A 25,626-nucleotide genomic window follows, 5' to 3' on the forward strand; every position below is an offset into this window, starting at 1 on the left:
GGCTCATCCGTCAGCTCTCCAGCACCGCGCGCAGATCCCACAGGGCACGCCAGGTGGCCGACCCCTGCTCGGCGCGCCTGCGCACCGGGCCGTCCCAGTACCCCAGCAGGCGTGCCGCGTCGGCCGGGTCGTCCTTGCGGACGACGCCGAGCAGATGGCCGGGCAGGAGGGAGAGCACATCCCGGTCGCCCGGGAAGTAGGCGGCGGCCAGGCCGAGGGAGCCGGCGACGGAGACGGCCTCCGCCGCGCTCATCACCGTGGAGGGGCGCTCGACCTCCCACCCCTCTGCGGAGCGGCCCTCGCGCAAGTCCCGGAAGGCGGTGACCAGCGCTTCGAGGACCGCGTCGTCCACCTGGTAGGCGGCTCCCGCCCGTTCCACCGCGGCGCGCGACTGGCTGCGGACGAGCGCGGTCTCGGCGTCCACGTCCCCGATCGGGCCGACCGTCTCGAAGTTGAAGCGCCGCTTCAGCGCGGCGGACATCTCGGAGACGCCCCTGTCCCGCAGGTTGGCGGTGGCGATGAGGGCGAAGCCGGGGGCCGCGTGCACCTGGGCGGCCTCGCTGCCCGCGAGTTCGGGGACCGCGATCCGGCGCTCGGACAGCAGGGACACCAGGGCGTCCTGGACCTCGGGCAGACAGCGGGTGACCTCCTCGACGCGGGCGACCGCACCCCGGGTCATGGCGGTGAGCACCGGGGAGGGCACCAGCGCCTGCTCGGTGGGACCTTGGGCGAGCAGCAGCGCGTAGTTCCAGCCGTACTTGAGCTGGTCCTCGGTGGTGCCCGCGGTGCCCTGCACGGTGAGTGCGCTGGTGCCGCAGACGGCCGCCGACAGCAGCTCGGAGAGCATCGACTTGGCGGTGCCGGGCTCGCCCACGAGGAGGAGGCCGCGCTCGCCGGCGAGGGTGACCACGCACCGTTCGACCAGGGCGCGTTCACCGACGAACTTCTGCTCGATCACCAGGCGGGGCGGCACCCCGGCGCTGGGCCGGGCGCCCTTCGGCAGGCCCAGTGCCTCCCCCGCGCTGCCCGTCACGAAGGTGACGACGGCGCGTGGGGTGAGCCGCCAGCCGGGCGGGCGGGGGCCGGCGTCGTGGGCGGCGAGGAAGGCCAGTTCGGTGGCGTACCGGTCCTCGGGCGGGGTCACCTGGCGGTGCTCGCGGCCGGGCGCCACCGCCTGGTCCGGGACGCCGGCCGCGGTGGTGCTGTCCATCGAGCTGGTGGTGGTGGAGTTCGTCATCGGCGGCGGCCCTTCCGGGGTGCGCGGGTCTGCAGTTCTTCGAAGGCGGGGGCATCGCCGCCGCGGACCCGCGCCCAGGCGGCTGCGAACAGCGCGGGCACGGGGAGGTGGGGCACGGTGCGGACGCCGCCTGCCACCGGGTACAGGCCTTCCTTCCAGGTCTCCAGCGGCAGCGCGGGGGCGCTGCGCTCCATCCAGCCGCAGGGCAGGAACAGGGTGCGGCCGGCGCGGGAGCGCTTCGCCTCCAGGACGAGGTCGGTGGCGGCGAGTTCCGCCCGGGCCTTCTTGACGCGGGCCGGCTTCCACTCCGTCCAGCGGACGCAGTTGCGGTCCGTCGGGTCGGGCAGGGTGAGCAGCATCAGGTACAGGGCGGCGGCGTCCGCGCTCAGGCCGAGGGTCTCGGCGGCCTCCGCCACCAGCTCCGGCACCGCGCGGGTCGGGTCCTGCGCCGGGTGGTGCGGGGAGCCGTCGGAGCCCGTAGAACCGTCAGAGGCCGTAGAGCCGTCGGAGCCCGAAGAGCCGTCGGAGGCCGTAGAGCCGTCGGAGCCCGAAGAGCCGTCGGAGGCCGTAGAGCCGTCGGAGGCCGAAGAGCCGTCGGAGCCCACAGTCCCCTCGGGCAGCCCTGCCGAGACCAGCTCCCCGGTCTCCTCGCCGAGCAGGGTGCGCAGGGCGAGGAGGTCGCCGGTGGTGTGCGCGGCCACCGTGCCCTCGATGAGACCGAAGGCCGGGTCGTCCGGGCCTGTCAGACCGGCCGGGCGGATCAGCAGCGTCTCGTTGTTGCCGTGGCCGGGCGCGAGGAGCAGCGCCGTACCGGCCCGGACCAGTCCGTCGGCGTCCGCCCCGCCGGACTCGGAGAGCCCCAGAGCGGCGCGGATCGGAGCGCCGATCTGCTGGCCCGACTCCGTCCAGTTCAGGCCGAGGTCCAGCACCAGGCCCGGGTCGGCCAGACGGTCGCGCAGGGCAGCGAGCCCGGTGGGCAGGTGGGCCCGCAGGGCATGCCCGTACGGCAGGGTGTACGCGAGGGTGCGCAGCGCGGTGAGGGCGGAGGTGACCGCACCGCGTGCGACGACCCGGCGCAGGCCCGGGCGGCCGGTCCCGTCGGGAACGTCGACGCCGTGGCTGAGCCAGCTCCGGGAGCCCGCGTTGAGGACCAGGTCGACGGAGCCGGCGTTGGTGCCCGACAGGTCGAGGTCCAGCTCCTCGGGGACGCGGACGAGGGAGGCCAGACGCTCCCGCCAGACCTCGGCGGCGGCCCGGACGTCCGGGCCCGTGGTCCACAACTCGGCCGGGTCCGTGGGCAGCAGCGCACGGACCAGCTCGCGGCGGTCGTCGCCCGGCAGGGCGTCCAGCCTGGCCTGGGCCGCCTCGAACGTCCGGGGCTTCGCGCCGAGCAGGGCGAGCGCCTCGGCGCCGGGCTCCTCCACGGCGGCCGACAGCAGGGCGACGGCCTGGAGCGGTCCGATCCCGGTGGCCGTGTGGAACGCCTCGGCGGCCTCCGGGCGCCAAGGCGCGGGGCCTTGGTCCCGCACCAGGGCGATGAGCCGGGTCAGCCGGTCGCGGTCGATGCCCTGCCGGTGGACGCTCTCACGGTCCAGGGTGAAGCCGGGTACGGGTCCGAAGGCGCCGGTCGGGTCGTGGTCCAGGGCCAGCCAGTGCGCCGCCTCGTTGTGGGTGTTGCGGCCGCGCTCGGCGATGACCACCACCGTACGGGCGCCCTTGCGCAGCACCTGGCCGAGGCGGTGCACGGCCTCGCGGCTCCCTTGGCCGGGCGTGCCGCTGTACGGCTCGACGAGCTCCACCTGCCGGATCGTGCCCGCCGGATCGGCCAGCGGGCCGTCGGCAAGAGCGCCCAGCAGCGCCAGGAGGCCGGCGCGGTGCTCGGGAGAGACGGCCGGTGAGGCGGCCCGGTAGGCGAGTTCGGGCAGCTTGTCGAGGAGGGAGGTCCAGGACAGGGAGCCGCCGGGCACGGTGTACTCGTCGCGCTGCCAGCCGTCGACGGGCGGGAAGGGGACCTTGGACGGAACGGGTGGGCCGAACGCCGGTTCACCGCCGAGGACATGGTTGACGGCGAGGATCTGCCGGATGGTGGTCCACCGGTTGCCGCCTCCCCACCAGCCGCCGTAGATGCGGTCGGAGCCGAAGGCGGTGGCGTCCCGCAGGCTCCTGTCGTCGGCGTGCTCGGGGGTGTGGTCGAAGAACATGCCCTGGGTGCGCGCGGTGTTCCTGGGGGTGGCCGGCTGGGCGGGCTCGGGCGGGTCCAGGTACCGGACGGCCGCGACGGCCCGGTCCACCGCGTTGCGGACGAGGGCGGTCACTCCGGCGAGGAGCCGTACGTCGGACACCTCGGGCAGGACCCGGGCGAGGGCCTCCTGGCTCAGCTCGTGCGACGAGGGGCCGGTGTACTCCTCGACGGCCCGGAACGCCTCCAGGTGCCGGGTGACCGCGGCGGCGACCTCCTTGATCAGCTCCTCCGCCCGGGAGTCGGTCATGGCCCGCAGGGCCGCGGAGCCGCGCTCGTCCCTCGGGCGCAGGGCGTGCCAGTAGGCGACGGGCGGCACATAGGGGGTGCCCGCCGCGTCGTTGTCGCCGGAGGAGTCCGGGGTGACGGACCACAGGATGCCGCCGGTGCCGTCGGTGTCCGCCGGGTGCGCTTCGACGGAGCGGTGGTGCAGGGCCACGACCGGCCGCGATCCGCCGGGCAGGGCGAGCGCGCCGAGGGGCACCGGGGCGCAGTCGGCGTCGCACAGCGGGTACGGCAGGGCCGCCGTGCGGCCGTCGGGCGTGCCGGCCACGATCCGGTGGCCGTCCGCAGGGGCGGCGGTGCCGGGTTCGGTGACCGTACGGCGGACCCAGCGGCCCAGGACCGTACCGTCCGTGCCGAACGGAGTGGTCTCCAGGCCGGGCTGGAGGGGCATCACCTGGCAGTGCTCGGTGAGCAGCCGGGTGCCGTCCTGGACTCCGGAGCGGAGGAAGGCGGGCAGGGACGCACGGCCGTGCGTACCGGTGGCGGGGTCGTACTCCAGCCATACGCGCTGCCGGTTCTGGTGTCCGTCGCGCCAGAGGCCGGTGCCGTCGGAGATGACGGCGCGCTGCGGCGGGAGGGAGGTGTCGCCCGCGTGCAGGGCCTTGCCGCCGGTGGCGCGGCCGCCGCCGGGCAGCGGCAGGCAGACTTCGTCCAAGGCGCCGGAGCCGCCCCAGCGGGGGATCTGTTCGCCGCCGACGGTGAACACCTCGGCGGGGCGGTGCGACCAGTAGCCGCGCTGCTTGCCGTCCTCCCACCAGATGACCAGCAACTCGGCGTCGACGTAACGGAAGGCGAGGGTCCGCCAGTGGTCGACGGTGGCGGGCAGCCGCAGGGTGTGCCGCAGCAGGACGCCCTCGGGGCCGACGACGACGGCGCGGTCGAGGGTGTTCAGGATCAGCGCGGGCCAGGCGCCGGTGACGCCGACGCGCTCCGAGCGGTGGTGGCGGTTGCGTGCGGAGGCCGCGGCCGCTTCCGCGGCGAGCTCGGCGTACGTCTCGTCCAGCGCGGGCCAGCCCAGCTCGTCGAGGACGCCGGTGCGCAAGGTGGCGGCGAGCAGGGGAACCACGTCGTGGGCCTTGAGGAGCCGCACCGCCTCGGGGGCGACCTCGGCGACCACGGCGCGGAATCCCGAGAGCTTGTTGAGGGCGGACTGCATTCCGGGGAGTCCCCGGGCGGCCGTGTACTCCTCGGCGCGGGCGGTCAGCCACTCGCGCAGGACACCGGAGAGCACCGGGTGTGCGGCGAGCTTCGCCATGCCTGCGTCGCTCAGCCGCTGGCCGCGTCCGCCACCGAGCTCGCCGACGGTGCGGCTCAGCAGGGCGCGGAAGGCGGGGCGTGCGGCGAGGGCGGCGAGGTCCCGGGCGTCGGGCGCGGTGTCGGTCAGCCAGCGGCTGAGGGCGAAGCCCGGGGCCTGCCGGGTGCCCGGGTCCTCGTCGTCCGGCTCGGCGACGGGTATGCCGGAGGCCAGGCAGAGGTCGAGGATGTCCAGGTCGGCGGTGCGCTGCCAGCGGCCCTGGAAAAGCTCGACAGGCCGTCCGTCGGCGCGCAGCCGGTCCGCCGCGCGGGTGACCAGGGCGAGGGTCTCCGGGCTGCGGTCGGCGGTGGCCGAGGAGCGTCGGCGGTGCGCCTCCCAGCGGGCGAGCCAGTCCGCCGGGGAGACGGACGGGGCATCCTCACCGGAGGCGCCGGAAGCGCTGAGGGTATCGAAGGTACCGGGGTCGTCGGGGAGGGTGGTCAGCAGCTTCTCGGCGCCCGACTCGGCGAGCAGCGCGAGCCAGCCCCGCTCGGCGTCCCGGTCCCGGCCGCCGTTCTCGGTGAAGGTCTCCGGGAAGAAGCCGAGGAGCCGGGCGCGCACGGCCGGGTCCCGGTGGGCGAGGGCGACGACGGCGTCGCGGTAGGCCGTCCAGAACGAGGCGGGGGCGCGGACCACACCCGGGGAGCCGATCAGGTCGGCCACCAGGTCGCGTTCGGCGCTCCCGCGGTCCAGCCCGGCGGCCTTGACCAGGGCCCGCACGTCCTGAGGCAGCGCCGCGTAGGGCGGCATGCCCGCGGCGCAGCGCTCGACCAGCAGACGGCGGAACTGCGCCCAGGCGTCCGCCGGGGCGAGCCGGGCCACCAGGTCCCGCACGTACTGCCGCAGCGCCTTGACGGTCAGTGCGCCGGCGAAGGCGAACTCCAGGAAGACGGCCCGCTGCCGGTCCTCGTCCACGACGAGGCCGTGGACCCGCTCGGCCTCGCGGGCCTTGCCGAAGAAGGAGGCCGCGTAGGTGGTGTTCTCCGCCTGGAGGAAGAGGCGGGCGACCTGCTCGTAGTAGGTGGGGAGGAAGTGCGGGACGGCCCGGCCGAGTCGGGTGCCGAGGTCGTCGAAGCCCTCCTTCGCGGCACCGGCGCGGGTCCTGGCCTGCCGGCCCAGCCGCTCGATGTCCTTGACCAACGCCAGGGCGTGGTGCCCGTTGGCCGGGTCGTTGACCAGCGCCCAGGCGGGGAAGCCCAGCGTCTCGCGGCGGACCTGGCCCACGACGGGGGCATCGGCGGTCCGGGCCAGCCCGAGGAACTCCAGTGCCAGGTCCTCGGCTTCGCCGAGGGTGCCGGGCACGAGGCGGACGACGGGGCGGTCGCCGAGTGCGGTGTGTGTGTACGTGCGGGCGGTGAGCGCGTCGGCGTCGTCCCGGCCGGTGGTGCCGGCGGGGAGGACGGCGCCCGCGTCCAGCAGGGCGGCTGCGCGGGCCTCGGCGGCGGGGGTTGTGGTGGCACGGCCACGGGCCTGGACGGGGAGTGCCGCCGCGCCCACCGCCGTATCGGTCTCAACGTCGGTGCTCACGTTGCTGCTCGCTTCGGTGCTCGCTTCGGTGCTCGCTTCGGTGCTCACGTCGCTGTTCGCTTCGGTGCTCACGTCGGTGCTCGCTTCGGTGTTCGTCGTCGTGGTGCTCATGCCGCCCGCTCCTCGTCCTCCACGTCGCGACCGGCGTAGAGCGCCGCCGCCATGCGCATGCCCTCGGACCACGCGACGGGGCCGACCTCGGCGGCCGTCAGCGCGCGCCCCGAAGGGTCGGTCCAGCCCAGGGGGCCCGTCTCGGTGCCGTACGCGTCGTAGCCGTCGTGCTCACCGATCCAGATGCGCGCCTCGACGGTGGCACCGTCCTCGACGACCGGGCAGACCGCGTATCCGCCGCGCGACCGGTAGCCGAGCTGGGTGACGCGGCCGTGCAGGAACCGCAGCTCCTTGAAGACGCCGCCGGAGTAGGTGTCCACGGAGACGGTGTCCGGGGCGAGGCCCGGCGGGCGGCGCCACACCTCGCGGAAGAGCTGCTCCACCCGCTGGCTCACCCCCAGTTCGACCGCGAACTCCCGCAGGTCGTCCAGGTCGTCGAGGAGGACGGGGTGCGGCAGGCTCACGACGTCCGGGGTGATGCGCACCGTGTCGCCGTCCAGGTCGACGAGGCCGAGGCCGCGGTCGGGGTCGACATCGCGCAGGAACCCGGCGACTCCGCCGTCCGGTGCGGTGACCACCACGTCCCGCAGGGCCGCCTGCCACGCCGGGTCGGGCCAGACCTGGGCGAGGACGGAGGTGGGGACGGGCAGGGAACGCACCATCCACTGCTCGACGTCGGTCAGGCACCGGTCCTCGTGCCGCTCCAGCCACTCGGTCAGCTGCCGGAGCCCGACGACCGCCGGGTCCTCCTTCAGCTTGGCCGGTACGGACTTGAGCCGCCGGCCCTTCCCGTTGCGGCAGACCACCTTGCCTGCCTCCAGGGCGACTTCGTAGTCGCCCGCCGGTACCCACCCCATGCGCTGTTCTCCCCGTGTTCCGTACGCCACCGCCGAGCGGCGGCACGCTGATGAGACCCGACGACGGCAACGCACCGTGACGAGTGGAAGAGACTCTAGGCGCCGCCACTGACAATGCGGCCGGCCACCGTCCGCTTTGATGTGCGACCGGAGCACGCGCAAGGACGCAGCCCTCGGGAGCGAAGACCCTGCGAGGCGGCACCGATACGTACGGTGAGCACCGGAAGACCTGGCCGCGGGGAGGTGCTACAACTGGGGTGGTGAGCCCCTCCTGTCTCTCATACCCGGCGTGCCGGTGCGGTTGAGCCCAGGCAGAAGATCCGGAAGCGTCGCCGGGCAGGTATTCGTCCTTCAGGTGGCGATCGTGGTGCTGCTCGCCGCCGGGGCCTTCCTGGCCCTGGTGTTGCAGTCACGGCACGACATCGACCGAGAGGCGCGCAACCGGTCCGTCTCCGTGGCGCAGACCTTCGCGAAGTCCCTGGGCCTACAGGAAGCGCTGAGGACGCCGGACCCGTCCCTGGTTCTGCAGCCTCTCGCCGAAGAGACGCGCAAGGCCGCCGGGATGGACTTCATCGTGGTGATGGACACCCAGGGCATCCGCTACAGCCACCCTCAGCCCGATCGCATCGGCGAGCGGTTCGTCGGCACGATCGAGCCCTCACTCGCCGGCCGAGTCCACACCGAGAGTGTGCGGGGCCCGCTCGGCAAGGAGATCCAGGCGATCGTGCCGGTCACCTCGTCCGACGGCGATGTCATCGCCCTCGTCTCGGCGGGTCTGACGGTGAAGAGCGTGACCGGCATCGCCGACGAACAGCTTCCGGTCATCCTCCTGTCCATCGCCGGCGGCCTGGCGCTGGCCACCGTCGGCTCGGCGCTGGTCAGCCGAAGACTCCGCCGCCAGACCCACGGGCTCGGCACGCAGGAGATGACCCGCATGTACGAGCACCACGACGCGGTGCTCCACGCCGTCCGCGAGGGGGTGCTGATCACCGACGGCGAAGGACGACTGCTCCTGGCGAACGACGAGGCCGGAAGACTGCTCGACCTGCCGGACGACGCCGAGGGGCGTCCCGTCGACGAGGTCGGCATGGACCGCCGGATGGCGGACCTGCTGCTGTCCGGCCGGATCGCCACGGACGAGGTGCTGGAGGCCGGGGACCGGCTGCTCGTCGTCAATCAGCGGCCCACCCACCCCGGGGGCCGCCCGCAGGGCTCGGCGGTGACCATCCGCGACTCCACCGAAATGCGGCTCCTGAGCAGCCGGGCGGAAACGGCCCGGAAACGGCTCAAACTGCTGTACGACGCCGGGGGCGACGTCGGCACCACGCTCGACGTGGTGCGGACCGCGGAGGAGCTGGCCGACGTCGCCGTCCCCCGGTTCGCGGACTTCGTGACGGTCGACCTGGCCGACCCCGTGCTGCACGGCGACGAGCCCGGCCCGGGCGCCGACATGCGGCGCACGGCGGTCAACGGCATCCGTTCCGATCACCCGCTGTACCCCCTCGGCGCTCTGATCGACTTCCTGCCGTCCACGCCGCAGGCCCGCGGTTACGGCACGGGCGCGGTCGAACTCGTACCGGATCTGCGTGACGCGCCAGGCTGGCACGCCCAGGACCCGGGCCGGACATCGGCGATCGTCGCCTACGGGATCCATTCGCTCATCGCCGCTCCGCTGAAGGCCAGGGGCGTCGTGCTGGGGGTGGTCAACTTCTGGCGGTGGCAGAAGCCGGAACCGTTCGACGAGGACGACCTGTCCTTGGCGGAGGAGCTCGTCGGCCGCGCCGCGGTCGCCATGGACAACGCCCGCCGCTACACGCGCGAACACCATCTCGCCGTGACGCTCCAGCGCAGCCTGCTGCCACGGGACCTGCCCGAGCAGAGTGCCGTGGATGTCGCGCACTTCTACCAGCCCGCCCAGTCCGGCGTGGGCGGGGACTGGTTCGACGTGATCCCGCTGCCGGGAAGCCGCGTCGGGCTCGTCGTCGGGGACGTCGTCGGGCACGGCCTGCACGCCGCCGCCACCATGGGGCGGCTGCGCACGGCCGTGCACAACTTCTCCTCCCTGGACCTGCCGCCCGACGAACTCCTCGCCCGTCTCGACGACCTCGTCCAGCGCATGGACCAGGAAAGCGACAGCGCCGCCCCCGACGGCGGCGTCCTGGGCGCGACCTGCCTGTATGCCGTCTACGACCCGGTCTCCCGGAACTGCACCATGGCGCGGGCCGGACACATGCCACCGCTCGTGGTCGCCCCGGACGGCACGACGACGATCTCGGAGCTGCCGGCCGGCCCCCCGCTGGGGCTGGGAGGCATGCCGTTCGAGACCATGGAACTGCGCCTGGCAGAGGGCAGCCAGCTCGTCCTGTACACCGACGGGCTGGTCGAGGAGCGGAGCCGGGACATCGCGGAGGGCCTGGAGAAGCTGCGCACGGCACTGAGCCACCCCGGCCGGGACCCGGACGCCAGCCGCCGCGCCGTACTCGACGCCCTGCTCCCCAGTCAGCCGTCCGACGACATCGCGCTGCTCATCGCCCGGACACGCACCCTGGGGACCGGCCAGGTCGCCGAGTGGGACGTTCCGTTCGACCCGAGCGAGGTCGGCGCCATGCGCGGCCGCGCGGCCGCGCAGCTCGAAGAGTGGGGTCTGGAGGAACTCGTCTTCAGCACGGAACTGATCCTCAGCGAGCTCATCACCAACGCCATACGGTACGGCGCGGCACCGGTTCACCTGCGGCTTCTGCGTGATCGCACCTTGACCTGCGAGGTGTGGGACAGCAGCAGTACCGCCCCGCACCTGCGGTACGCGGCCGGCACGGACGAGGGAGGCCGCGGACTGTTCCTGGTGGCACAGATCAGCGAGCACTGGGGCACTCGGTACACACCGGAAGGCAAGGTCATCTGGGCCGAACAGGTCCTGCCCGCCGACAGCCGGACCCTCCCCTAGGGTGCGTGGCCTCTTCCGGCCGTCAGCAAATGGGGACCACCACCCAGGACAAACGAAAGGCCGCCCTCTCACGGATGAGAGAACGGCCTCCGACCTGCGTTTCCGCACGGTCGGGACGACAGGATTTGAACCTGCGACCCCTTGACCCCCAGTCAAGTGCGCTACCAAGCTGCGCCACGTCCCGGTGCCCGTCTGACCTGGGGTTTCCCCTGGCCGAACGCGCATGAGAACAATACCGCACTCAAGCCGGTGGTCACGAACCCGTTTCCCGCTTGACCTCAACTTTGGTTGAGGGTGAACGCTCGGTGTCATGACGAACACGACCGCCGCACCCGCACCCGCACTCCACGACTCCCCCGGCTCCCCCGACGTCCCCGACGTCAACCGCCTGATCACCCTCATGACCGGGGCCGAGAAGCACGCCCGCGCCGCGCACTCCACGACGGACGCCCTGTGGGTGCTCTACAACAGGGTGCTCCGCGTGACGCCCGCCACCGTCGACGATCCCGGGCGCGACCGCTTCCTCCTCTCCAAGGGGCACGGGCCCATGGCGTACTACGCCGTCCTGGCAGCTCACGGGTTCTTCGACGAGGAGCTGCTGCGCGGCTTCGGCACGTACGACTCGCCACTCGGCCACCACCCGGACCGGCTGCTCGTCCCGGGCGCGGAGATCGGCAGCGGGTCGTTGGGGCACGGTCTGCCGCTGGCCGTCGGGACCGTCCTCGGGCTGCGGGCCCAGGGGCTCACCGACCCCCGGGTCTGGGTGCTGGTCGGCGACGCCGAGCTGGACGAGGGCAGCAACCACGAGGCCATCGCCCACGCGGGACCGGCCGGGCTCGACCAGCTCCACACGCTGGTGATCGACAACGCCTCCGCCACCCACGGCTGGCCCGGCGGAATCGCCTCCCGGTTCGAGGCGGCGGGATGGTCGGCGGCGACGGTGGACGGCCGCGACCACGAGGCCCTGTACGCGGCCTTCACCGCACCCCACCCCGGCCGCCCCCGGGCCGTGGTCGCCCGGGTCGAGCCCAAGGGCTGACCCCGCCATCCGTCAACGCAGCTCAGGCCGGTCCATCACCGGCGGATTCAGGAGGACCCCTTTCATGGACACCATGCGTGACCGCTTCATCGCCATCACCTCGCAGCTCCTGGCCGAGGAGCCACGGCTGGCCGTCGTGCTCGCCGACATCAGCGCCGACGGCTTCGCCCCGGCCCGGCGGGCCCACCCGGACCGAGTGATCAACGTCGGGATCAGGGAGCAACTGCTGATCGGAGCCGGAGCGGGGATGGCGCTGACCGGGATGCGGCCCATCGTGCACACCTTCGCCAGCTTCCTGGTGGAGCGGCCGTTCGAGCAGGTCAAGCTGGACTTCGGGCACCAGGGGGTGGGCGGGATCCTGGTCAGCGCCGGAGGCTCGTACGACTGGCCCGCCGGGGGCTTCACCCATATGGCGCCGGGCGATGTGGCGCTGCTGGACACGTTGGACGGCTGGACGGTCCAGGTGCCGGGCCACCCCGACGAGGCCGAGGCGCTGCTGCGGGAAGCGGTGGACGGCGACGACCGCGTGTACGTACGCCTATCGCTCCAGGCCAACCAGGAGGCGCGGCCCGTGGGCCGCTCCACCGGCTCAGGCGGATTCTCCGTGGTGCGCGAGGGGCGGGGCGGGACCGTCGTGGCGGTCGGCCCGATGCTCGACAACGTCCTCGCGGCGACCGAAGGGCTGGACGTGGGTGTCCTGTACGCGACCACCGTGCGGCCGTTCGACGCGGCGGGCCTGCGCCGCGCCGTGGGGGCGGGGGTCCGGACCGATGCGGGTGCGGTCCCGAGCGCCGATGTGGTGATCGTGGAGCCCTATCTGGCGGGCACCTCCACGGCCGCGGCGAACGAGGCGCTCATGGAGCTGCCCCACCGGGTCCTCGGGCTGGGGGTGGGGCGCGCCGAGCTGCGCCGGTACGGGCAGATGGAGGAGCATCTGGCCGCGCACGGACTGGACGCGCGGGGGCTGCGGGAGCGGATCACCGGGTTCCTGCGGGGCTGAGCGCAGGCACCGGAGGGGCGGCGGAACCCGCCCCTCCCCTCAGCCGTCTCCCGGCCCCTCCCCTCACTCCTCCCCCGGCCCCTCCAGCTCCGGGTGCGCCGCCAGCAGCCGGCGCGGGGCGACCTGCCGCCAGGCGTCGGCGAGGATGGCGGCGAGCTCCCCCGCGTCCTCGAGTGCGGCCAGCCGGACCCGCAGCCAGGCGTAGTGGTCGTCGTGCCCCTCCTTCAGGAAGAACTTCCCCGGCTCGGTGGCGCTCAGCTCCACGCGGTCCTCCTTGGGGCACTTCACCCCCATCGCCGTGTCGTCGTCGCCCAGCGAGGCGAAGATCTTGCCCGCCACCCGGAAGGTGGGCTGCCCCCACGCGAGCTTCTCGGTGGTGTCGGGCAGGGACAGCGCGGCCGAGCGGACATCGGCGGCCGTGACGGTGGCGTCGCTCCTGGCGGTCATGTTCCGATCCCCCCGACGGCGGACGTTGCCCAGGATTCGACCGTAACGCCCGGGACCGACATCCACCCCCGGCGGAAACCGGCGTCGCACCCGGACCGGCGCGCCCCGCAGACCCATTGACCCCGTCGGAGCGGTGAACCTACCCTGAACGGCGTACTTCAGAAAGCGCTTTCTACACCCCACAGCCGGCATCTACCGCACAGGGAGCGCCCCATGAAACGCCGTTCGTCACGCCGGGCCGGCCGCGTCGGCCGTTCCCCCGGCGCCCCATCCCCCTTCATCGCCGTCACCTCCCTCCTGGCGCTGGTCCTCGCCCTGCTGGTGGCCGCGCCGCCCGCGGCGCAGGCGGCGGCCCCGTACCGGGTGCTCGTCTACTCCGAGGTCACCAACTTCACCCATGACTCCATTCCGGCCGGGATCGAGGCGGTGAAGAAGCTCGGGGCCGAGCACGACTTCGAGGTGGAGGCCACTGAGGACTCCGCCGTCTTCAACGACGCCGATCTCGGCCGCTTCCAGGCCGTCGTCTTCAACAACACCAACTCCACCCCGGAGAAAGGCGACTTGCTGACCGCCGACGAACGGGCCGCGCTCCAGCGGTTCATCCGCGCGGGCGGCGGCTGGGTGGGCGTGCACGCCGCGTCCGCCAGTGAGCGGGACTGGGACTGGTACGAGGGTCTGGTCGGCGCGATCTTCGACCAGCACCCCGAGGTGCAGACGGGCCGCGTCAAGGTGCTGGACCGCGCCCACCCCTCCACGGAGCATCTGCCGGACCTCTGGGAGCGGACGGAGGAGTGGTACAACTGGCGCTCCAACCCGACCTCCAAGGTGCACACGCTCGCCCAGATCAAGGTGCGCGACGGGGTCACCGGCCTCGACGAGGGCGTGGACCACCCGTTCTCCTGGTGCCAGAACTACGACGGCGGGCGCTCCTGGTTCACCGCCGGCGGGCACGACAAGGCGTCGTTCCAGGAAGAGGCCTTCGTCCAGCATCTGCTCGGCGGCATCCAGTGGGCGGCGGGTGCGGCGGAGGGCGACTGCACCGCGACGCGCACCGGTTCCTTCCAGCGTACGGCGCTCGCGACGAGCGACCTGGCCGACCCGTTCGAGCTGGCGATCGCCCCCGACCGGCGGGTCTTCTTCGCCCAGCGGACCGGGAAGCTGAAGGTGATCGACCAGGAGACGATGAAGGTCTCGACCGCGCTGGACCTCGCGTACACACCGGAGATGACCAGTCAGTCCGACGGGCTGCTGGGGCTGACCCTGGACCCCGGGTTCGCGGAGAACAACTGGCTCTATCTGCTCCACTCCGACAAGGTCGAGAAGCGGTTGAACCTCTCGCGCTTCACCGTGGACGGCAACACCGTCGATCCGACGTCCGAGAAACGGCTGCTGACCGTTCCGACGCTGCGCGGCGAGGGCCGGGCCAACTCGCACATGGCCGGTTCGCTCGCCTTCGACAAGGACGGCAACCTGTACGCGGCGACCGGCGACAACACCGACCCGTTCGCCTCGGACGGCTTCACGCCCATCGACGAGGGCGAGGGTCGGCGTGCCTGGGACGCGCAGATGACCGCGGGCAACACCAACGACCTGCGCGGCAAGATCCTGCGGATCACCCCGCAGGACGACGGGACGTACACCGTCCCGGAGGGGAACCTGTTCGCGCCCGGCACGGCGAAGACGCGCGCGGAGATCTACGCGATGGGCATGCGCAACCCGTTCCGGATCACCACCGATCCGATCAGCGGGGCGCTGATGGTCGCGGACTACGGTCCCGACGCGCGGCAGGCGGTGGCGGACCGGGGGCCCGAGGGGACCGTCGAGTACACCCGTATCACCGAGGCGGGGAACTTCGGGTGGCCGTACTGCGTCGGGAACAACACCCCGTTCAACGACTACGACTTCGCGGCGAAGAAGTCCGGCCCGAAGTTCGACTGCGCGGCCCTGGTCAACGACTCGCCGAACAACACCGGGCTGCGCGAGCTGCCGCCCGCCCAGCCCGCCACGGTCTGGTACGCGTACTCCGCGTCGGCCGAGTTCCCGGAGCTGGGCACCGGGGGCGGTGGCCCGATGGGCGGTCCGGTCTACGACTACGACCCGGACAACACCTACCGGACGAAGTTCCCCGCGTACTTCGAAGGCAAGGCGTTCAACTACGAGTTGACCCGACGGTGGTTCAAGACTTTCTCGTTCCAGAGCGAGGACCAGACCTTCACCGATCCGCGCTTCGACCCGGTGAAGGAGGGTGACCTCCACTCCATCAACGGCATCTTCGAGGACATGGAGTGGAACCAGCCCTTCGACGCGGACTTCGGTCCGGACGGGGCGCTGTACGTCATCGACTTCGGGCTCGGCAGCGGGACCGGGCGGGGCGGCAGCAACGAGGGCGCGGGCATCTACCGGATCGACCACGTCGGTGACGGCCGGCTGCCGGATGCCAGGCTCTCCGTCGACCGGGACAGCGGCCCGGCCCCGCTCACGGTGGAGTTCTCCAGCGAGGGTTCCGGGCTGCCCGGAGACCAACCGGTCACCTACGCCTGGGACTTCGACGGCGACGGCACCACGGATTCGACCGAGGCCAACCCCTCGCACACGTACACCGCCAAGGGGCTCCACACGGCCCGGCTGACCGTCACCGGGCCCGACGAGCTGACGGCGCTGGCGGTGCAGGACATCACCGTGGGCAACACCCGGCCCGATGTGACCATTCAACAGCCGCTGGACGGCGGCATGTTCAGCTTCGGTGACACCATCCCCTTCACGGTCGAGGTGACCGACAAGGAGGACGGGCAGAGCGGTCCGATCGACTGCTCGCGAGTCGTGGTGCAGTCGCAGCTCGGCCATGACACCCATCTGCATCCGCTGGACAACTACACCGGCTGCACGGGTGAGATCGTCACGGACGCGGGAGACAGTCACGGTCCGGGACAGAACCTCTACTACGGGATCACCGCCCAGTACGAGGACAAGGGCGCACCGGACGCCCCCGCGCTCACCGGCTCCACCTCGCTGACCCTGCGTACCTCCTACCGCGAGGCGGAGCACTTCATCTCGACCGGTGGCCGCAACGGCGGTGCTGAGGTGGGGAGTCGGGCGGACGCCTCCGGCGGGAAGCGGCTCATCGAGATCGAGGACGGCGACTGGGTCACCTTCGACCCGGTGAACCTGAAGGGTGTCGACTCCGTGACGGTCGGCGCTTCGTCGGGCGGGCTCGGCTCCACGGTGGAGTTCCGGGCCGGATCCCCGACGGGCGAGCTGCTCGGTTCGGTGACCGTTCCGAGCACCGGCGGCTGGGACAAGCTCATCTCGCCGACGACGGAGCTCAAGGACCCGGGCTCCACGACGAAGCTGTACGTCGTCTTCACCAACCCGGAGTGGAGCGACGGCAAGGCCGACCTGCTCTCGGTCGACTGGCTGCACTTCAACGGGCCGGGCGTGGAGAAGGCGGGCGGTACGGAGGTGGCGGTGCAGGCCGTACCGGCCTCCGGAACAGCTCCGTTGACCGTCGCGCTGAGCAGCACGGTCGAGCCGGCGGAAGGCAGGACGATCGCCTCGTACCACTGGGACTTCGGCGACAACGTGAAGCCGACCGGGCCCGAGGGTGCGACGGCGAGCCACCGCTACGACCGCAAGGGTGCCTACACCGCCCATCTGACGGTCACCGACAACAAGGGCGACACCACCACCGGTGCCGTGCGCATCGACGTGAAGTGAGAGGCGGGAAACGCGTGAACAGCACACGAAGAGCCTTTCTCGGCATGGCAGTCGGTACGGCAGCCAGTGCGGCGTTCGGTACGGCCGCCGTCACCGCCGCCGTGGGCATCGGCGGCGCGGCACCGGCCTCGGCGGCCGGGCGGCGGGGCTGCCGGCGCATCCCGCCGTCCGGGATCGGGATGCACCTGTACACGATGCGGGCACCGCTCGCGGCGGACTTCGCGGGGACGCTGGAGCGGCTCGCCGGGATCGGTTACGCCACGGTCGGCGTCAGCGGCCGGCACGGCAACTCCCCCGCCGCGATACGGCAGATGCTGGACCGGGTCCGGCTGAAGGCGGTCCTGGAGCACGTCGGCTACGACACCGTGACCGGCCCCGGGCTGCCCCAGGCCCTGGAGGACGTCCACACTCTTGGCGGCACGTGGATCGTGGTGCCGAGCCTGCCGGGTTCCCTGCACTCCCCGGCCGGATACCGGGAAGTGGCACGGCAGTTCAACCGGGCGGGGCGCGCCGCCCGGGAGTCAGGACTGAAGCTGCTCTACCACAACCACGGTGGCGACCATGAGGTGGTGGACGGGGTCAGCCTGTACGACATCCTGCTCGACGAGACCGATCCGGAGCTGGTCGGGTTCGAGCTGGACCTGTACTGGGCGGCCAAGGGAGGCTCCTCCGCACCCGGCGAGCTGTTCGTCCGGCATCCCGGGCGGTTCCCGGCGCTCCATGTGAAGGACATGGCACCGAACGGGGACTTCGCGGATGTCGGGTCGGGGGTGCTGGACTTCCCGGGGATGTTCGACACCGCGCGGGAGGGCGGGGTGCGGCAGTGGCTGGTGGAGCATGACGCCCCGGCCGACCCGTTCGCCTCGGCACGGGCCAGCTATCGGTATCTGTCGAGGCTGCGCTACTGACGGCGGCCACGGAGCGGTGGTGCGCTGAGCGGCGGTACGTGCCGTCCGGTCCCGGGTGTGCGGTTCCGCACCCGGGGCCGGGGCGCGTTCAGCGCTGCGAGGCGGCGAGGAGCTCTTCGTACCACCCGAGGGTGGCGTCGATGGCTGCCTCCAGCGGGGTGGGGGCGAGCCCGAAGGCCTTCTCGATGGCCGAGGAGTCGACGATCTGCGCCTCGGTGTGCTGGTAGAACATCTCCGCGTACTCCGCCATGAAGGCCTCGTCGAAGGGGCCGAAAGGGCGGGGCTCGGGGATCACGGTCAGCTCCAGCGGGCGGCCGGTGCGCTCCTCGACGAGAGCGAGGATCTGGCGGGTGGTGCGCGCCGGCGCGGTGGGCAGGTGCCAGACCCGGCCGTCGCCCTCCGGGTGCTCGCCGAGGGTGGCGAGCCCGGCGGCGACGTCCTCGATGTACGTGTAGCTGTGCGGCAGGTCGATGTCGCCGAGGGCGGGAACCGGCTGCCCGGTGAGGGCGGCGGGGAAGACGGCGCCACCGAGGGTGGAGTTGAGCACGCCGGGGCCGACGAAGTCGGCGGAGCGCCCGAGGACGACGGACAGCCTGCCCTCGCGGTGGGCGGCGAGGTAGCGGGCGTCGAGCTCGGCGCGCATACGGCCCTTGCGGGTGGTCGCGTTCCACGGGGAGTCCTCGGTCATCACCGCGCCGTGCGTCTCGCCGTACGGGTAGAGCGTGTCCAGGACGACGAGCCGGGCGCCCTGCTGCTCGGCCGCGCCGAGGACGGCCTCCTGGATCTTCGGCATGACCTCCACCTGGAGGTGATAGCCGACGTTGACGCAGTGGTACACGACGGCGGCCCCGGTCACGGCTGCGCGGGCCCCCTCCAGGGTCGCGACATCGGCGGCGTACCGCTCGACGCCCTCGATCGCCGGGCCGCCGCCCGACCGGTCGACGAGCCGGACCGGGTGGCCCCGGCGGACCAGCTCGGTGGCCAGGGCCGTACCGGCGGGTCCGGAGCCGAGGACGGTGTGGAGAGCGGGTGCGGTGGTCATGGTGTGCCCCTTCGAGGTGGGTCGGATCAGCACTGCTGTTAGAGACCATAACTCTTGCTACAGCTCATAGCAATAGCGCTTGTTAGACTCTGTAACTGAAGTGAGCTCGGCAGGTGGGGGCAGGCGAGAGGGGACCGTGATGGAACGGGCCCAGCAGGGACCACGCGCCCGGTACCGGGAGCAGACCCGGGCGGAGATCAAGGACCTGGCGCTGCGGCAGCTCGCGGAGGGCGGCGGCACCGCTCTCGCGCTGACCCGGATCGCCAAGGAGATGGGCCTCTCCGGCCCCGCCCTCTACCGCTACTTCGCCGGCCGGGACGATCTGCTCAACGCCCTGATCAGGGACGCGTACGACGACGCCGCCGCCGCGATGGAACGGGCGGCGGCCCGCTCGGCGAAGGCGTCCCGGGGCGTCCGCGCACGGCTGCACGATCTGGCCGAGGCGTACCGCGCCTGGGCGATCGCCGAGCCCCACCGCTATCTGCTGATCCAGGGCGCCCCGGTCCCCGGCTATGTGGCCCCGGCCGACACCCTGGAGCGGGCCCGTGCGGTGCTGGGCCCCTTCCTGCCGCTCTTCGCCACCGGCAGCCCCGGACCGGCGGTGGCCGCCACGGTGGACGAGATGACCGCCTGGCTCGCGGCGGACGGGACGGTGGGAGCCTGGGTGGCCCGGTACGCACCGGAGGTGGCCGACCCTCCTGACGCCCCGGCCCAGGAGGCCCGGGAGATCCGGGCGGCCTCGGCGCTGGCGGGCGCGGTGCTGGCCTGGACCCAGTTGCACGGCTCGGTCAGCCTGGAGGTGGCCGGCCAGTTCGCCGGGATGGCGCACCGGGGCGGCACGCTGCTGGGCGCCCACATGGAGATGCTGGCGGACTCGTTCGGGCTGGATCAGGCACCGTCGTGAGGGGGACCCCCGACCCTGACCCCGCCCCAGGCCCCTCAGTCCTGCGCCGACACCGCCCCCAGCAGGTCACGGATGTGCGCCGCGGCCGCGCGGAACTCCGGGCGCCCCAGCGTCTCGCTGTAGTCGCGCTCTGCGGGCAGCCCCACCTCGATGATCTCCGTGATGGTGCCGGGGCGCGGGCTCATCACCACCACCCGGTCGGCCAGATAGACGGCCTCCGAGATCGAGTGGGTGACCAGGAGGACCGTGGTGCCGGTGGACCGCCAGATCCGGTTCAGCTCGGTGTTCATCTGCTCGCGGGTCAGGGCGTCCAGCGCGCCGAACGGCTCGTCCATCAGGAGGACCGGCGGTTCGTGGAGCAACGCCCGGCAGAGCGCGACCCGTTGCTGCATACCGCCGGAGAGTTCGTGCGGGTAGGCGTCCTCGAATCCGGTCAGGCCGGTCATCCGGATCAGCTCGTCCGCCCGCCCGCGCGCCTGGGCCGCCGGCATCCGGCGGATCTCGGCCTGGAGCAGGATGTTGCGCAGCGCGGAGCGCCACTCCAGCAGGGCCGCGCGCTGGAAGACGTAACCGATGTCGTGGCGTGGGCCGGTGACCCGCTCGCCGCCGAGCAGGACCTCGCCGGAGGAGGCCGTGAGCAGCCCGGCGACCAGCTTCAGCAGCGTGGACTTGCCGCACCCCGACGGGCCGACGATGGCGACGAACTCCCCCGGCGCCACGTCCAGCGAGACGTCGCTCAGCGCCGTGACATCACGCTTCTTGCTACGGAACCGGACCGCCACATCAGCCAACTGGACTGTGGCCGCCCCAACCCCCTTCGGCGACACGGGCGCTGTCGTCGCCTGCTCCCTCGGCATCGCCGTCATCCCTTCAACGCCGTCTTCGTGTCCCAGTAGTCGCCCACGGCCTTCGGCGAGGCCACCATGCCCGCCTCGGCGAACACGTCGATGGTCTGCTGCCAGTCGGCCTCGGTGTTGACGCCGGGCGCCTTGCCCTCGGTCGCCTCGGTGTGCAGCAGGGTGAGCGTCGTGGCGAACTGCTCCGACAGGACGGACTCTGGCGGCAGTTGCTCGGAAGCACCGTCCATCGCGGCGACCGCCGGCCCCGGCTCCTTCGCCGCCGCCGCCCACGCCTCGCTGACCGCCCGCACCATGCGCTGCGCCAACTCCGGCTTGGCGGCGAGGATCTTCTGACCGGCGAGGAGCCCGTTGGAGTAGAAGTTCAGCCCGTGCTCGGAGAACCGGAGGTAGGAGACCGGCTTCTTGGCCTTGTCCTGCATGGTGGGCCCCTGGTCGCTGGCGTAACCGAGCAGCCCGTCGGTCTTCCCCGAGATCACGGCGGCGATCTTGCCGGCCGGGTCGGTGTTCTGGACCTTGACGTCCGACTCACCGATGCCGTTCTTCTTCAGGAAGATCGGGAAGGTCTTGGAGAGCGCGTCCCCGGCGGTCCCGGCGATCGTACGGCCCTTGAGATCACCGGGCGCGGCGATGCCCTTCGCGTCGAAGGACTGCACGGAGGCGGGCGTGGTCTGGAGGAAGACGCCGAGGCTCTTCACCTTGACGCCCTGGTCCACGCCCGCGAGCAGCGCCGGAGTGTCGGCCCAGCCGAAGTCCGTCTGTCCGGCGGCAGTTGCCTGCACCGTTTTCTGCGAGCCCTGGCCCGCCCGGACGTCCAGGTCGATGCCGTGCTTCTCGAAGATCTTCTGCTGCTTTCCGTAGTAGAACGGCGCGTGTTCGCCGTACGGATACCAGTTGAGCGTCAGCGTGACCCGGTCCAGCTTCTTGCCGGAGTCGCTGGTGGTGGTCGACGCGTCGTTGCCGCCGCAGGCGGTCGCCACCAGGACGAGGGGTACGGCACCGATCAGGAGTCTGCGCGCGTGCATGGGCTGGCCCTTCTCGCAACGGGACGGTGGCTTCCGGGAGTTCAGTACGTGGTGGTGGCCGAGGTCTCCCGGCGACTGGCGTGCCACGGCAGCAGCAGCTTCTCGGCGATCTCGACCACGACGAAGAGGACGACGCCGATCAGCGACATCACCAGCAGCCCGGCGAAGAGCATCGGGGTGTCGAGGTTGCCGTTGGCCTGGAGGATCACATAGCCGAGGCCCTCGTTCGCCCCGACGAACTCGCCCACCACCGCACCGGTCACCGCGAGGGTGACGGCGACCTTGAGGCCGGAGAACAGGTGCGGGAGCGAGGCCGGGAAGCGGATCTTCAGGAAGGTCTGCCAGGGCTTCGCCCCCATCGTGGCGGAGAGTTGGAGCATCTCCGGGTCGACGGCCTTGAGACCGGTGACCATCGAGATCACCACCGGGAAGAACGCGATGAGGACGGCGATGAGGATCTTGGGCGCGATACCGAAGCCGAGCCAGACCACGAAGAGCGGGGCGATGGCGATCTTCGGCACGACCTGGGCGAAGAGGAGGATGGGGTAGAGCGTGCGCTCGACGGTGGAGGAATACACCATCACCACCGCCGCGAACACCCCGACGGCGACCGCGATGACGAAGCCGAGGAGCGTCTCGTACGTCGTCACCCAGCTGTGCTGCCAGAGGTAACCCGCCTTGCCCGTCAGGACGTCGAGGGTCGCGCCGGGCGACGGCACGAGATACGGCTCGACCAGTTCGGCCGCCGCGATCACCCACCAGAGCGCGAAGCAGGCGAGCAGCAGCGCCACGGGCCGCCAGCTCCGTTCCGCGGCACGGGCCAGCCGCTCCCCCGCCGTGGGGCCTACCCTGCGGGCGACCCCCGCCACCTCGGCGGGCCTCTTGGCCAACGCGGTCTCACTCACGGTCAACTCCCTGTAAGCCGGGGTCGGTTGTGACGAGCTGTGCGATCCTGCGATCCTGCGACTCAGGTGGCGGTGATCTGAAGGCGCTTTCAGAAAGCGCTTTCTGGTAAGGTGCCGCCACGCTAATGACTGTTCGCGCACACGGTCAATAGGCCGTCCCGAAGTTTCGGGGCCCTGCCACCACCGCACCCCTGGGGGTCGAGTTGAGTGAACGGGAAACACCTCTCCACCCCGATCCGCGTCGCCGCGTCCCGGCCCCCCACGTGACGCTCGACGCCGTGGCCCGCGAGGCGGGCGTATCGCCGGCCACCGCCTCCCGGGCGCTGAACGGCACCACCCGGGTCCGTGACGATCTGCGCAGCCGGGTGCGCGCCGCGGCCGACCTCCTCGGCTACATCCCCAACGCCCATGCCCAGGCCCTCGCCAGCTCCGATGGCAACCGTACGGTGGGGCTGATCTGCCACGACGTCAGCGACCCCTACTTCGCGGGCATCGCCAGCGGGGTGATGCGGGCGGCGGCGGAGCAGGACCTGCTGGTGATGCTGGCCTCCACCTTCCGTGAGCCGGCCCGGGAGATCGCGTACGTCTCGATGCTGCGGGCCCAGCGCGCGCGGGCCATCCTGCTGATCGGCTCCGGTTTCCAGGACCGGGCCTGGGAGCGGGCGATGGACGCGGAGCTGGACCCGTACGTGCGCGCCGGCGGCCGGGTCGCGGTGGTCAGCCGGCACCGGTCGCTGCGGGTGGACACCGTGCAGCCGGAGAACCGGGCCGGGGCGGCGGAGCTCGCGAAGGCACTGGTGGCGCTCGGGCACCGGGAGTTCGCCGTTCTCACCGGTCCACCCGAACTGACCACGGTGGACGACCGGTTGAACGGGTTTCGGGAGGGGCTCGCCCAGGCGGGCATCGGTCTCGACCGGGTGGTGCGGGGGGCGTTCACCCGGGAGGGCGGGCATCTGGCGGCGCGGCGGTTGCTGACGTCCGGCGGCCCCCGGCCGACGTGTGTCTTCGCGGTGACCGATGTGATGGCGGTCGGTGCGCTGGCCGCGCTGCGCGAGGCGGGGGTGCGGGTGCCGGAGGACATGTCGCTGGCGGGGTTCGACGACATCCCTCTCGTACGGGAGTTGTCGCCGCCGCTGACCACGGTGGCGCTGCCGCTCACCGCGATGGGCGAGCGGGTGATCGCGCTGGCCCTGCGCACACCGTCGGGGGCGGGGCGCTCGCGGGTGGTCCGGATCGACGGGGAGGTGGTGCTGCGGGGCAGCACGGGCCCACCGCCGCATGGGAGTTGAGGGATCCGGCGTCACGGATGACGGTAGCCCTCCCGGTGGTCGATCTGGCGGACGAGCTCCTGGGCGAGGAACTTGATGGTGTCCAGGCCCGCGCGGCCCCAGGGGCGCGGCACGGTGTCGACGGCGCAGACGGTCCCGAGCGCGATGCCCGTACGGTCGATGAGCGGCGCGCCGAGGTAGGAGCGGACGCCTATGTCGTCGACCACCGGATTGCCGGCGAACCGCGGGTAGTCGCAGACGTCGTCCAGGACCAGCGCCTTGCGCCGGACGACGACATGCGGGCAGTAGCCGTGGTCGCGGGCCATGTAGCGGGCGCCGCGGTTGCCGCCCGCCGCGACGGCCCCGATGTCCTGGCCGCCCCGATTGCCCGCCGGGGTGTGCAGCCCCGCGAAGAACTGCCGGTTCTCGTCGATGAAGTTGACCATCGAGAAAGGTGACGCGGTCGCTTCGGCCACCTTGTCGGCGAAGGCGTCGAAGCTGTCGAACGAGGCGTCGGGGCGTTCACCGAGGTCCAGCCTCCGCAGCCGCTCCGCGCGGGCCGGGCCGTCCCGGTCGGCGGGGGTCAGCAGCATCCGGCCGGTGGCGAAGGACGTCACTGGTGGGCTCCGAAGGCCTGGAGCGGGGCGGGCGCGGAGGTGGCGTTGATCAGATGTTGTACGAGGGTGACCAGCGCCCCCGTACCGGAGCTGGCGATCCGGGCGTCGCACAGGACGACGGGCACCGCGGGTCCGAGGTCGAGGGCGGCCCGGATCTCGTCGGGTTCGTAGCGGTACGCACCGTCGAACTCGTTGACCGCCACGATGAATCCGATGCCGCGCCGCTCGAAGAAGTCCACGGCGGCGAAGCACTCCGCGAGCCGCCGGGTGTCGGCGAGCACCACGGCGCCGAGCGCGCCGTTGGAGAGCTCGTCCCACATGAACCAGAAGCGCTCCTGGCCCGGCGTCCCGAACAGGTACAGGACGTGCTGTTCGGAGAGGGTGATGCGGCCGAAGTCCATGGCGACGGTGGTGGCCGTCTTGGACTCGACGCCGTCCAGGTTGTCGGTGCCCACGCCGGACTGGGTGAGCAGCTCCTCCGTGGACAGCGGGGCGATCTCGCTGACCGCGCCGACGAAGGTCGTCTTGCCGACGCCGAATCCGCCCGCGACCAGCACCTTGAGGGCCACGGGGAAGAACTCGGTGGTTCCGGTGCGGTCAGAGCTGTCGTCGTAAACCATCGAGCACTGCCTCCAGCAGGGATCGGTCGGTGGGTGTGTCATGGAATGCGGGGGCGTGCGCGGTGACCGCTCCGCAGCCGACCAGGTCGGAGAGGAGGACCTTGGTGACGACCGCGGGCAGCCGGAGGTGTGCGGCGATCTCGGCGACGGACATGGGCCCCTCGCACAGTCCGAGGGCCAGGGTGTGTTCGGGGCCGAGGGGGATGTCGGGTTCGATGCCCGTGGCCATGACCAGGGAGAGCAGATCGAATCCGGTGGACGGCCGGGTGCGGCCGTTGCTGACGGTGTACGGGCGGATCAGCCGGCCGGCCGCGTCGTCGAGCAGGGGCCCGTCCTGCGGGGCCGGCATCCTCACAGCCCCGAGGCGAACGGGGCCCCGGCCGGCTGCCGCAGCGGGGTCATCAGATAGGGGCGGACGCTCTTGACCAGCATCGCCATCTCGTAGCCGAGGACCGCGGCGTCCGCCTCGCGTCCGGCGAGGACGGCGAGACAGGTGCCGGACCCGGCGGTGGAGACGAACAGGAGCGTGGAGTCGAGTTCGACGACCACCTGCCGGACGTCGCCGTTGTCGCCGAAGCGGGCGCCGGCGCTGCGACCCAGGGAGTACAGCCCGGCGGCCAGGGCGGCCATGTGGTCGGCGCTGTCGGGGTCCATGCCGTGGACGGATTTCACCAGTCCGTCGGCCGAGAGCAGCACCGCGCTGCGCGTGTAGGGCACGCGTTGGACCAGTCCGCTCAGCAGCCAGTCCAGGTCCGAGACCTGACCGGCCTGCATGTCGCTCGGCAT

General features: G+C 72.2%; 19 protein-coding genes and 1 tRNA gene. 7 read left to right on the forward strand and 13 right to left on the reverse strand.

Going from position 1 to position 25,626, the window contains the following annotated elements:
- Positions 1–10: 10 nt before the first annotated feature.
- Genes ACFWRT_RS01230 through ACFWRT_RS01240 form a run of 3 tightly spaced genes read right to left on the reverse strand, consistent with a single transcriptional unit; the run spans position 11 to position 7,550 of the window.
- Complete coding sequence (locus tag ACFWRT_RS01230) at positions 11–1,237, reverse strand: ATP-binding protein (RefSeq protein WP_380948930.1); 1,227 nt, start codon at positions 1,235–1,237, stop codon at positions 11–13.
- Positions 1,234–6,693 (reverse strand): hypothetical protein, encoded by a 5,460-nt coding sequence (locus ACFWRT_RS01235; protein WP_380948931.1) that lies wholly within the window; start codon positions 6,691–6,693, stop codon positions 1,234–1,236. Before ACFWRT_RS01235 ends, ACFWRT_RS01230 begins: the two co-directional genes overlap by 4 nt.
- The gene (locus ACFWRT_RS01240) at positions 6,690–7,550 is read right to left on the reverse strand and encodes a DUF4132 domain-containing protein (RefSeq protein WP_380948932.1); all 861 of its coding nucleotides are present in this window, start codon (positions 7,548–7,550) and stop codon (positions 6,690–6,692) included. The genes ACFWRT_RS01235 and ACFWRT_RS01240 overlap by 4 nt, the downstream gene beginning before the upstream one ends.
- Before the next feature lie 355 nt (positions 7,551–7,905).
- On the opposite strand from ACFWRT_RS01240, the gene ACFWRT_RS01245 reads away from it, so the two are divergent.
- The gene (locus ACFWRT_RS01245) at positions 7,906–10,494 is read left to right on the forward strand and encodes a SpoIIE family protein phosphatase (protein WP_380948933.1); all 2,589 of its coding nucleotides are present in this window, start codon (positions 7,906–7,908) and stop codon (positions 10,492–10,494) included.
- A gap of 110 nt (positions 10,495–10,604) precedes the next feature.
- Here ACFWRT_RS01245 and ACFWRT_RS01250 read toward each other — a convergent pair.
- Positions 10,605–10,678 (reverse strand) — tRNA-Pro (locus tag ACFWRT_RS01250).
- Between the two features lie 126 nt (positions 10,679–10,804).
- On the opposite strand from ACFWRT_RS01250, the gene ACFWRT_RS01255 reads away from it, so the two are divergent.
- Positions 10,805–11,533, forward strand: a complete 729-nt coding sequence (locus tag ACFWRT_RS01255) for a transketolase (RefSeq protein WP_380948934.1) — start codon at positions 10,805–10,807, stop codon at positions 11,531–11,533.
- Between the two features lie 64 nt (positions 11,534–11,597).
- Complete coding sequence (locus ACFWRT_RS01260) at positions 11,598–12,533, forward strand: transketolase family protein (protein WP_380948935.1); 936 nt, start codon at positions 11,598–11,600, stop codon at positions 12,531–12,533.
- 63 nt (positions 12,534–12,596) lie between these two features.
- Here the strand turns inward: ACFWRT_RS01260 and ACFWRT_RS01265 are convergent, their stop codons facing one another.
- Positions 12,597–12,980 carry an MmcQ/YjbR family DNA-binding protein gene (locus ACFWRT_RS01265; RefSeq protein ID WP_380948936.1) on the reverse strand — a complete coding sequence of 128 codons (384 nt, stop codon included), beginning with the start codon at positions 12,978–12,980 and terminating at the stop codon, positions 12,597–12,599.
- A 213-nt stretch (positions 12,981–13,193) separates the two neighbouring features.
- On the opposite strand from ACFWRT_RS01265, the gene ACFWRT_RS01270 reads away from it, so the two are divergent.
- Both ACFWRT_RS01270 and ACFWRT_RS01275 read left to right on the forward strand, forming a co-directional pair.
- On the forward strand, positions 13,194–16,694 hold the full coding sequence (locus ACFWRT_RS01270; RefSeq protein WP_380948937.1) for a ThuA domain-containing protein: 3,501 nt from the start codon (positions 13,194–13,196) through the stop codon (positions 16,692–16,694).
- A 179-nt stretch (positions 16,695–16,873) separates the two neighbouring features.
- Entirely contained in the window at positions 16,874–17,602 is a 729-nt protein-coding gene (locus ACFWRT_RS01275) for a sugar phosphate isomerase/epimerase family protein (RefSeq protein ID WP_380949013.1), read from the forward strand.
- An 88-nt stretch (positions 17,603–17,690) separates the two neighbouring features.
- Here the strand turns inward: ACFWRT_RS01275 and ACFWRT_RS01280 are convergent, their stop codons facing one another.
- Entirely contained in the window at positions 17,691–18,644 is a 954-nt protein-coding gene (locus ACFWRT_RS01280) for an NAD-dependent epimerase/dehydratase family protein (protein WP_380948938.1), read from the reverse strand.
- A 139-nt stretch (positions 18,645–18,783) separates the two neighbouring features.
- Between ACFWRT_RS01280 and ACFWRT_RS01285 the strand changes: the two genes are divergently transcribed.
- Positions 18,784–19,548 carry a TetR/AcrR family transcriptional regulator gene (locus ACFWRT_RS01285; RefSeq protein WP_380948939.1) on the forward strand — a complete coding sequence of 255 codons (765 nt, stop codon included), beginning with the start codon at positions 18,784–18,786 and terminating at the stop codon, positions 19,546–19,548.
- A 35-nt stretch (positions 19,549–19,583) separates the two neighbouring features.
- Here the strand turns inward: ACFWRT_RS01285 and ACFWRT_RS01290 are convergent, their stop codons facing one another.
- Genes ACFWRT_RS01290 through ACFWRT_RS01300 form a run of 3 tightly spaced genes read right to left on the reverse strand, consistent with a single transcriptional unit; the run spans position 19,584 to position 22,335 of the window.
- Positions 19,584–20,405 (reverse strand): ABC transporter ATP-binding protein, encoded by an 822-nt coding sequence (locus ACFWRT_RS01290; protein ID WP_380948940.1) that lies wholly within the window; start codon positions 20,403–20,405, stop codon positions 19,584–19,586.
- A 5-nt stretch (positions 20,406–20,410) separates the two neighbouring features.
- Positions 20,411–21,430, reverse strand: a complete 1,020-nt coding sequence (locus tag ACFWRT_RS01295; protein WP_380948941.1) for an ABC transporter substrate-binding protein — start codon at positions 21,428–21,430, stop codon at positions 20,411–20,413.
- 41 nt (positions 21,431–21,471) lie between these two features.
- Positions 21,472–22,335 carry an ABC transporter permease gene (locus ACFWRT_RS01300; RefSeq protein WP_380948942.1) on the reverse strand — a complete coding sequence of 288 codons (864 nt, stop codon included), beginning with the start codon at positions 22,333–22,335 and terminating at the stop codon, positions 21,472–21,474.
- A gap of 263 nt (positions 22,336–22,598) precedes the next feature.
- On the opposite strand from ACFWRT_RS01300, the gene ACFWRT_RS01305 reads away from it, so the two are divergent.
- The gene (locus ACFWRT_RS01305; RefSeq protein WP_380948943.1) at positions 22,599–23,624 is read left to right on the forward strand and encodes a LacI family DNA-binding transcriptional regulator; all 1,026 of its coding nucleotides are present in this window, start codon (positions 22,599–22,601) and stop codon (positions 23,622–23,624) included.
- An 11-nt stretch (positions 23,625–23,635) separates the two neighbouring features.
- Here the strand turns inward: ACFWRT_RS01305 and ACFWRT_RS01310 are convergent, their stop codons facing one another.
- Genes ACFWRT_RS01310 through ACFWRT_RS01325 form a run of 4 tightly spaced genes read right to left on the reverse strand, consistent with a single transcriptional unit; the run spans position 23,636 to position 25,626 of the window.
- A complete protein-coding gene (locus ACFWRT_RS01310) occupies positions 23,636–24,220 on the reverse strand; it encodes a GAF domain-containing protein (protein WP_380948944.1) in 585 nt (194 codons plus the stop codon).
- Positions 24,217–24,840 (reverse strand): GTP-binding protein, encoded by a 624-nt coding sequence (locus tag ACFWRT_RS01315; protein WP_380948945.1) that lies wholly within the window; start codon positions 24,838–24,840, stop codon positions 24,217–24,219. Before ACFWRT_RS01315 ends, ACFWRT_RS01310 begins: the two co-directional genes overlap by 4 nt.
- Positions 24,818–25,189, reverse strand: a complete 372-nt coding sequence (locus tag ACFWRT_RS01320; RefSeq protein ID WP_380949014.1) for a DUF742 domain-containing protein — start codon at positions 25,187–25,189, stop codon at positions 24,818–24,820. The genes ACFWRT_RS01315 and ACFWRT_RS01320 overlap by 23 nt, the downstream gene beginning before the upstream one ends.
- A 2-nt stretch (positions 25,190–25,191) precedes the next feature.
- On the reverse strand, positions 25,192–25,626 hold the full coding sequence (locus ACFWRT_RS01325) for a roadblock/LC7 domain-containing protein (RefSeq protein ID WP_380948946.1): 435 nt from the start codon (positions 25,624–25,626) through the stop codon (positions 25,192–25,194).

The organism is Streptomyces cyaneofuscatus (assembly GCF_042718795.1).
Lineage (GTDB): Bacteria > Actinomycetota > Actinomycetes > Streptomycetales > Streptomycetaceae > Streptomyces > Streptomyces cyaneofuscatus_A.

Excerpts from the sequence above, each read along its gene's own strand:
- ACFWRT_RS01230 (WP_380948930.1), bottom strand. The coding sequence starts at position 1,237 with ATGACGAACTCCACCACCACCAGCTCGATGGACAGCACCACCGCGGCC.
- ACFWRT_RS01235 (WP_380948931.1), bottom strand. The coding sequence starts at position 6,693 with ATGAGCACCACGACGACGAACACCGAAGCGAGCACCGACGTGAGCACC.
- ACFWRT_RS01240 (WP_380948932.1), bottom strand. The coding sequence starts at position 7,550 with ATGGGGTGGGTACCGGCGGGCGACTACGAAGTCGCCCTGGAGGCAGGC.
- ACFWRT_RS01255 (WP_380948934.1), top strand. The coding sequence starts at position 10,805 with ATGACGAACACGACCGCCGCACCCGCACCCGCACTCCACGACTCCCCC.
- ACFWRT_RS01260 (WP_380948935.1), top strand. The coding sequence starts at position 11,598 with ATGGACACCATGCGTGACCGCTTCATCGCCATCACCTCGCAGCTCCTG.
- ACFWRT_RS01265 (WP_380948936.1), bottom strand. The coding sequence starts at position 12,980 with ATGACCGCCAGGAGCGACGCCACCGTCACGGCCGCCGATGTCCGCTCG.
- ACFWRT_RS01270 (WP_380948937.1), top strand. The coding sequence starts at position 13,194 with ATGAAACGCCGTTCGTCACGCCGGGCCGGCCGCGTCGGCCGTTCCCCC.
- ACFWRT_RS01275 (WP_380949013.1), top strand. The coding sequence starts at position 16,874 with ATGCACCTGTACACGATGCGGGCACCGCTCGCGGCGGACTTCGCGGGG.
- ACFWRT_RS01280 (WP_380948938.1), bottom strand. The coding sequence starts at position 18,644 with ATGACCACCGCACCCGCTCTCCACACCGTCCTCGGCTCCGGACCCGCC.
- ACFWRT_RS01285 (WP_380948939.1), top strand. The coding sequence starts at position 18,784 with ATGGAACGGGCCCAGCAGGGACCACGCGCCCGGTACCGGGAGCAGACC.
- ACFWRT_RS01290 (WP_380948940.1), bottom strand. The coding sequence starts at position 20,405 with ATGCCGAGGGAGCAGGCGACGACAGCGCCCGTGTCGCCGAAGGGGGTT.
- ACFWRT_RS01295 (WP_380948941.1), bottom strand. The coding sequence starts at position 21,430 with ATGCACGCGCGCAGACTCCTGATCGGTGCCGTACCCCTCGTCCTGGTG.
- ACFWRT_RS01315 (WP_380948945.1), bottom strand. The coding sequence starts at position 24,840 with ATGGTTTACGACGACAGCTCTGACCGCACCGGAACCACCGAGTTCTTC.
- ACFWRT_RS01320 (WP_380949014.1), bottom strand. The coding sequence starts at position 25,189 with ATGCCGGCCCCGCAGGACGGGCCCCTGCTCGACGACGCGGCCGGCCGG.
- ACFWRT_RS01325 (WP_380948946.1), bottom strand. The coding sequence starts at position 25,626 with ATGCCGAGCGACATGCAGGCCGGTCAGGTCTCGGACCTGGACTGGCTG.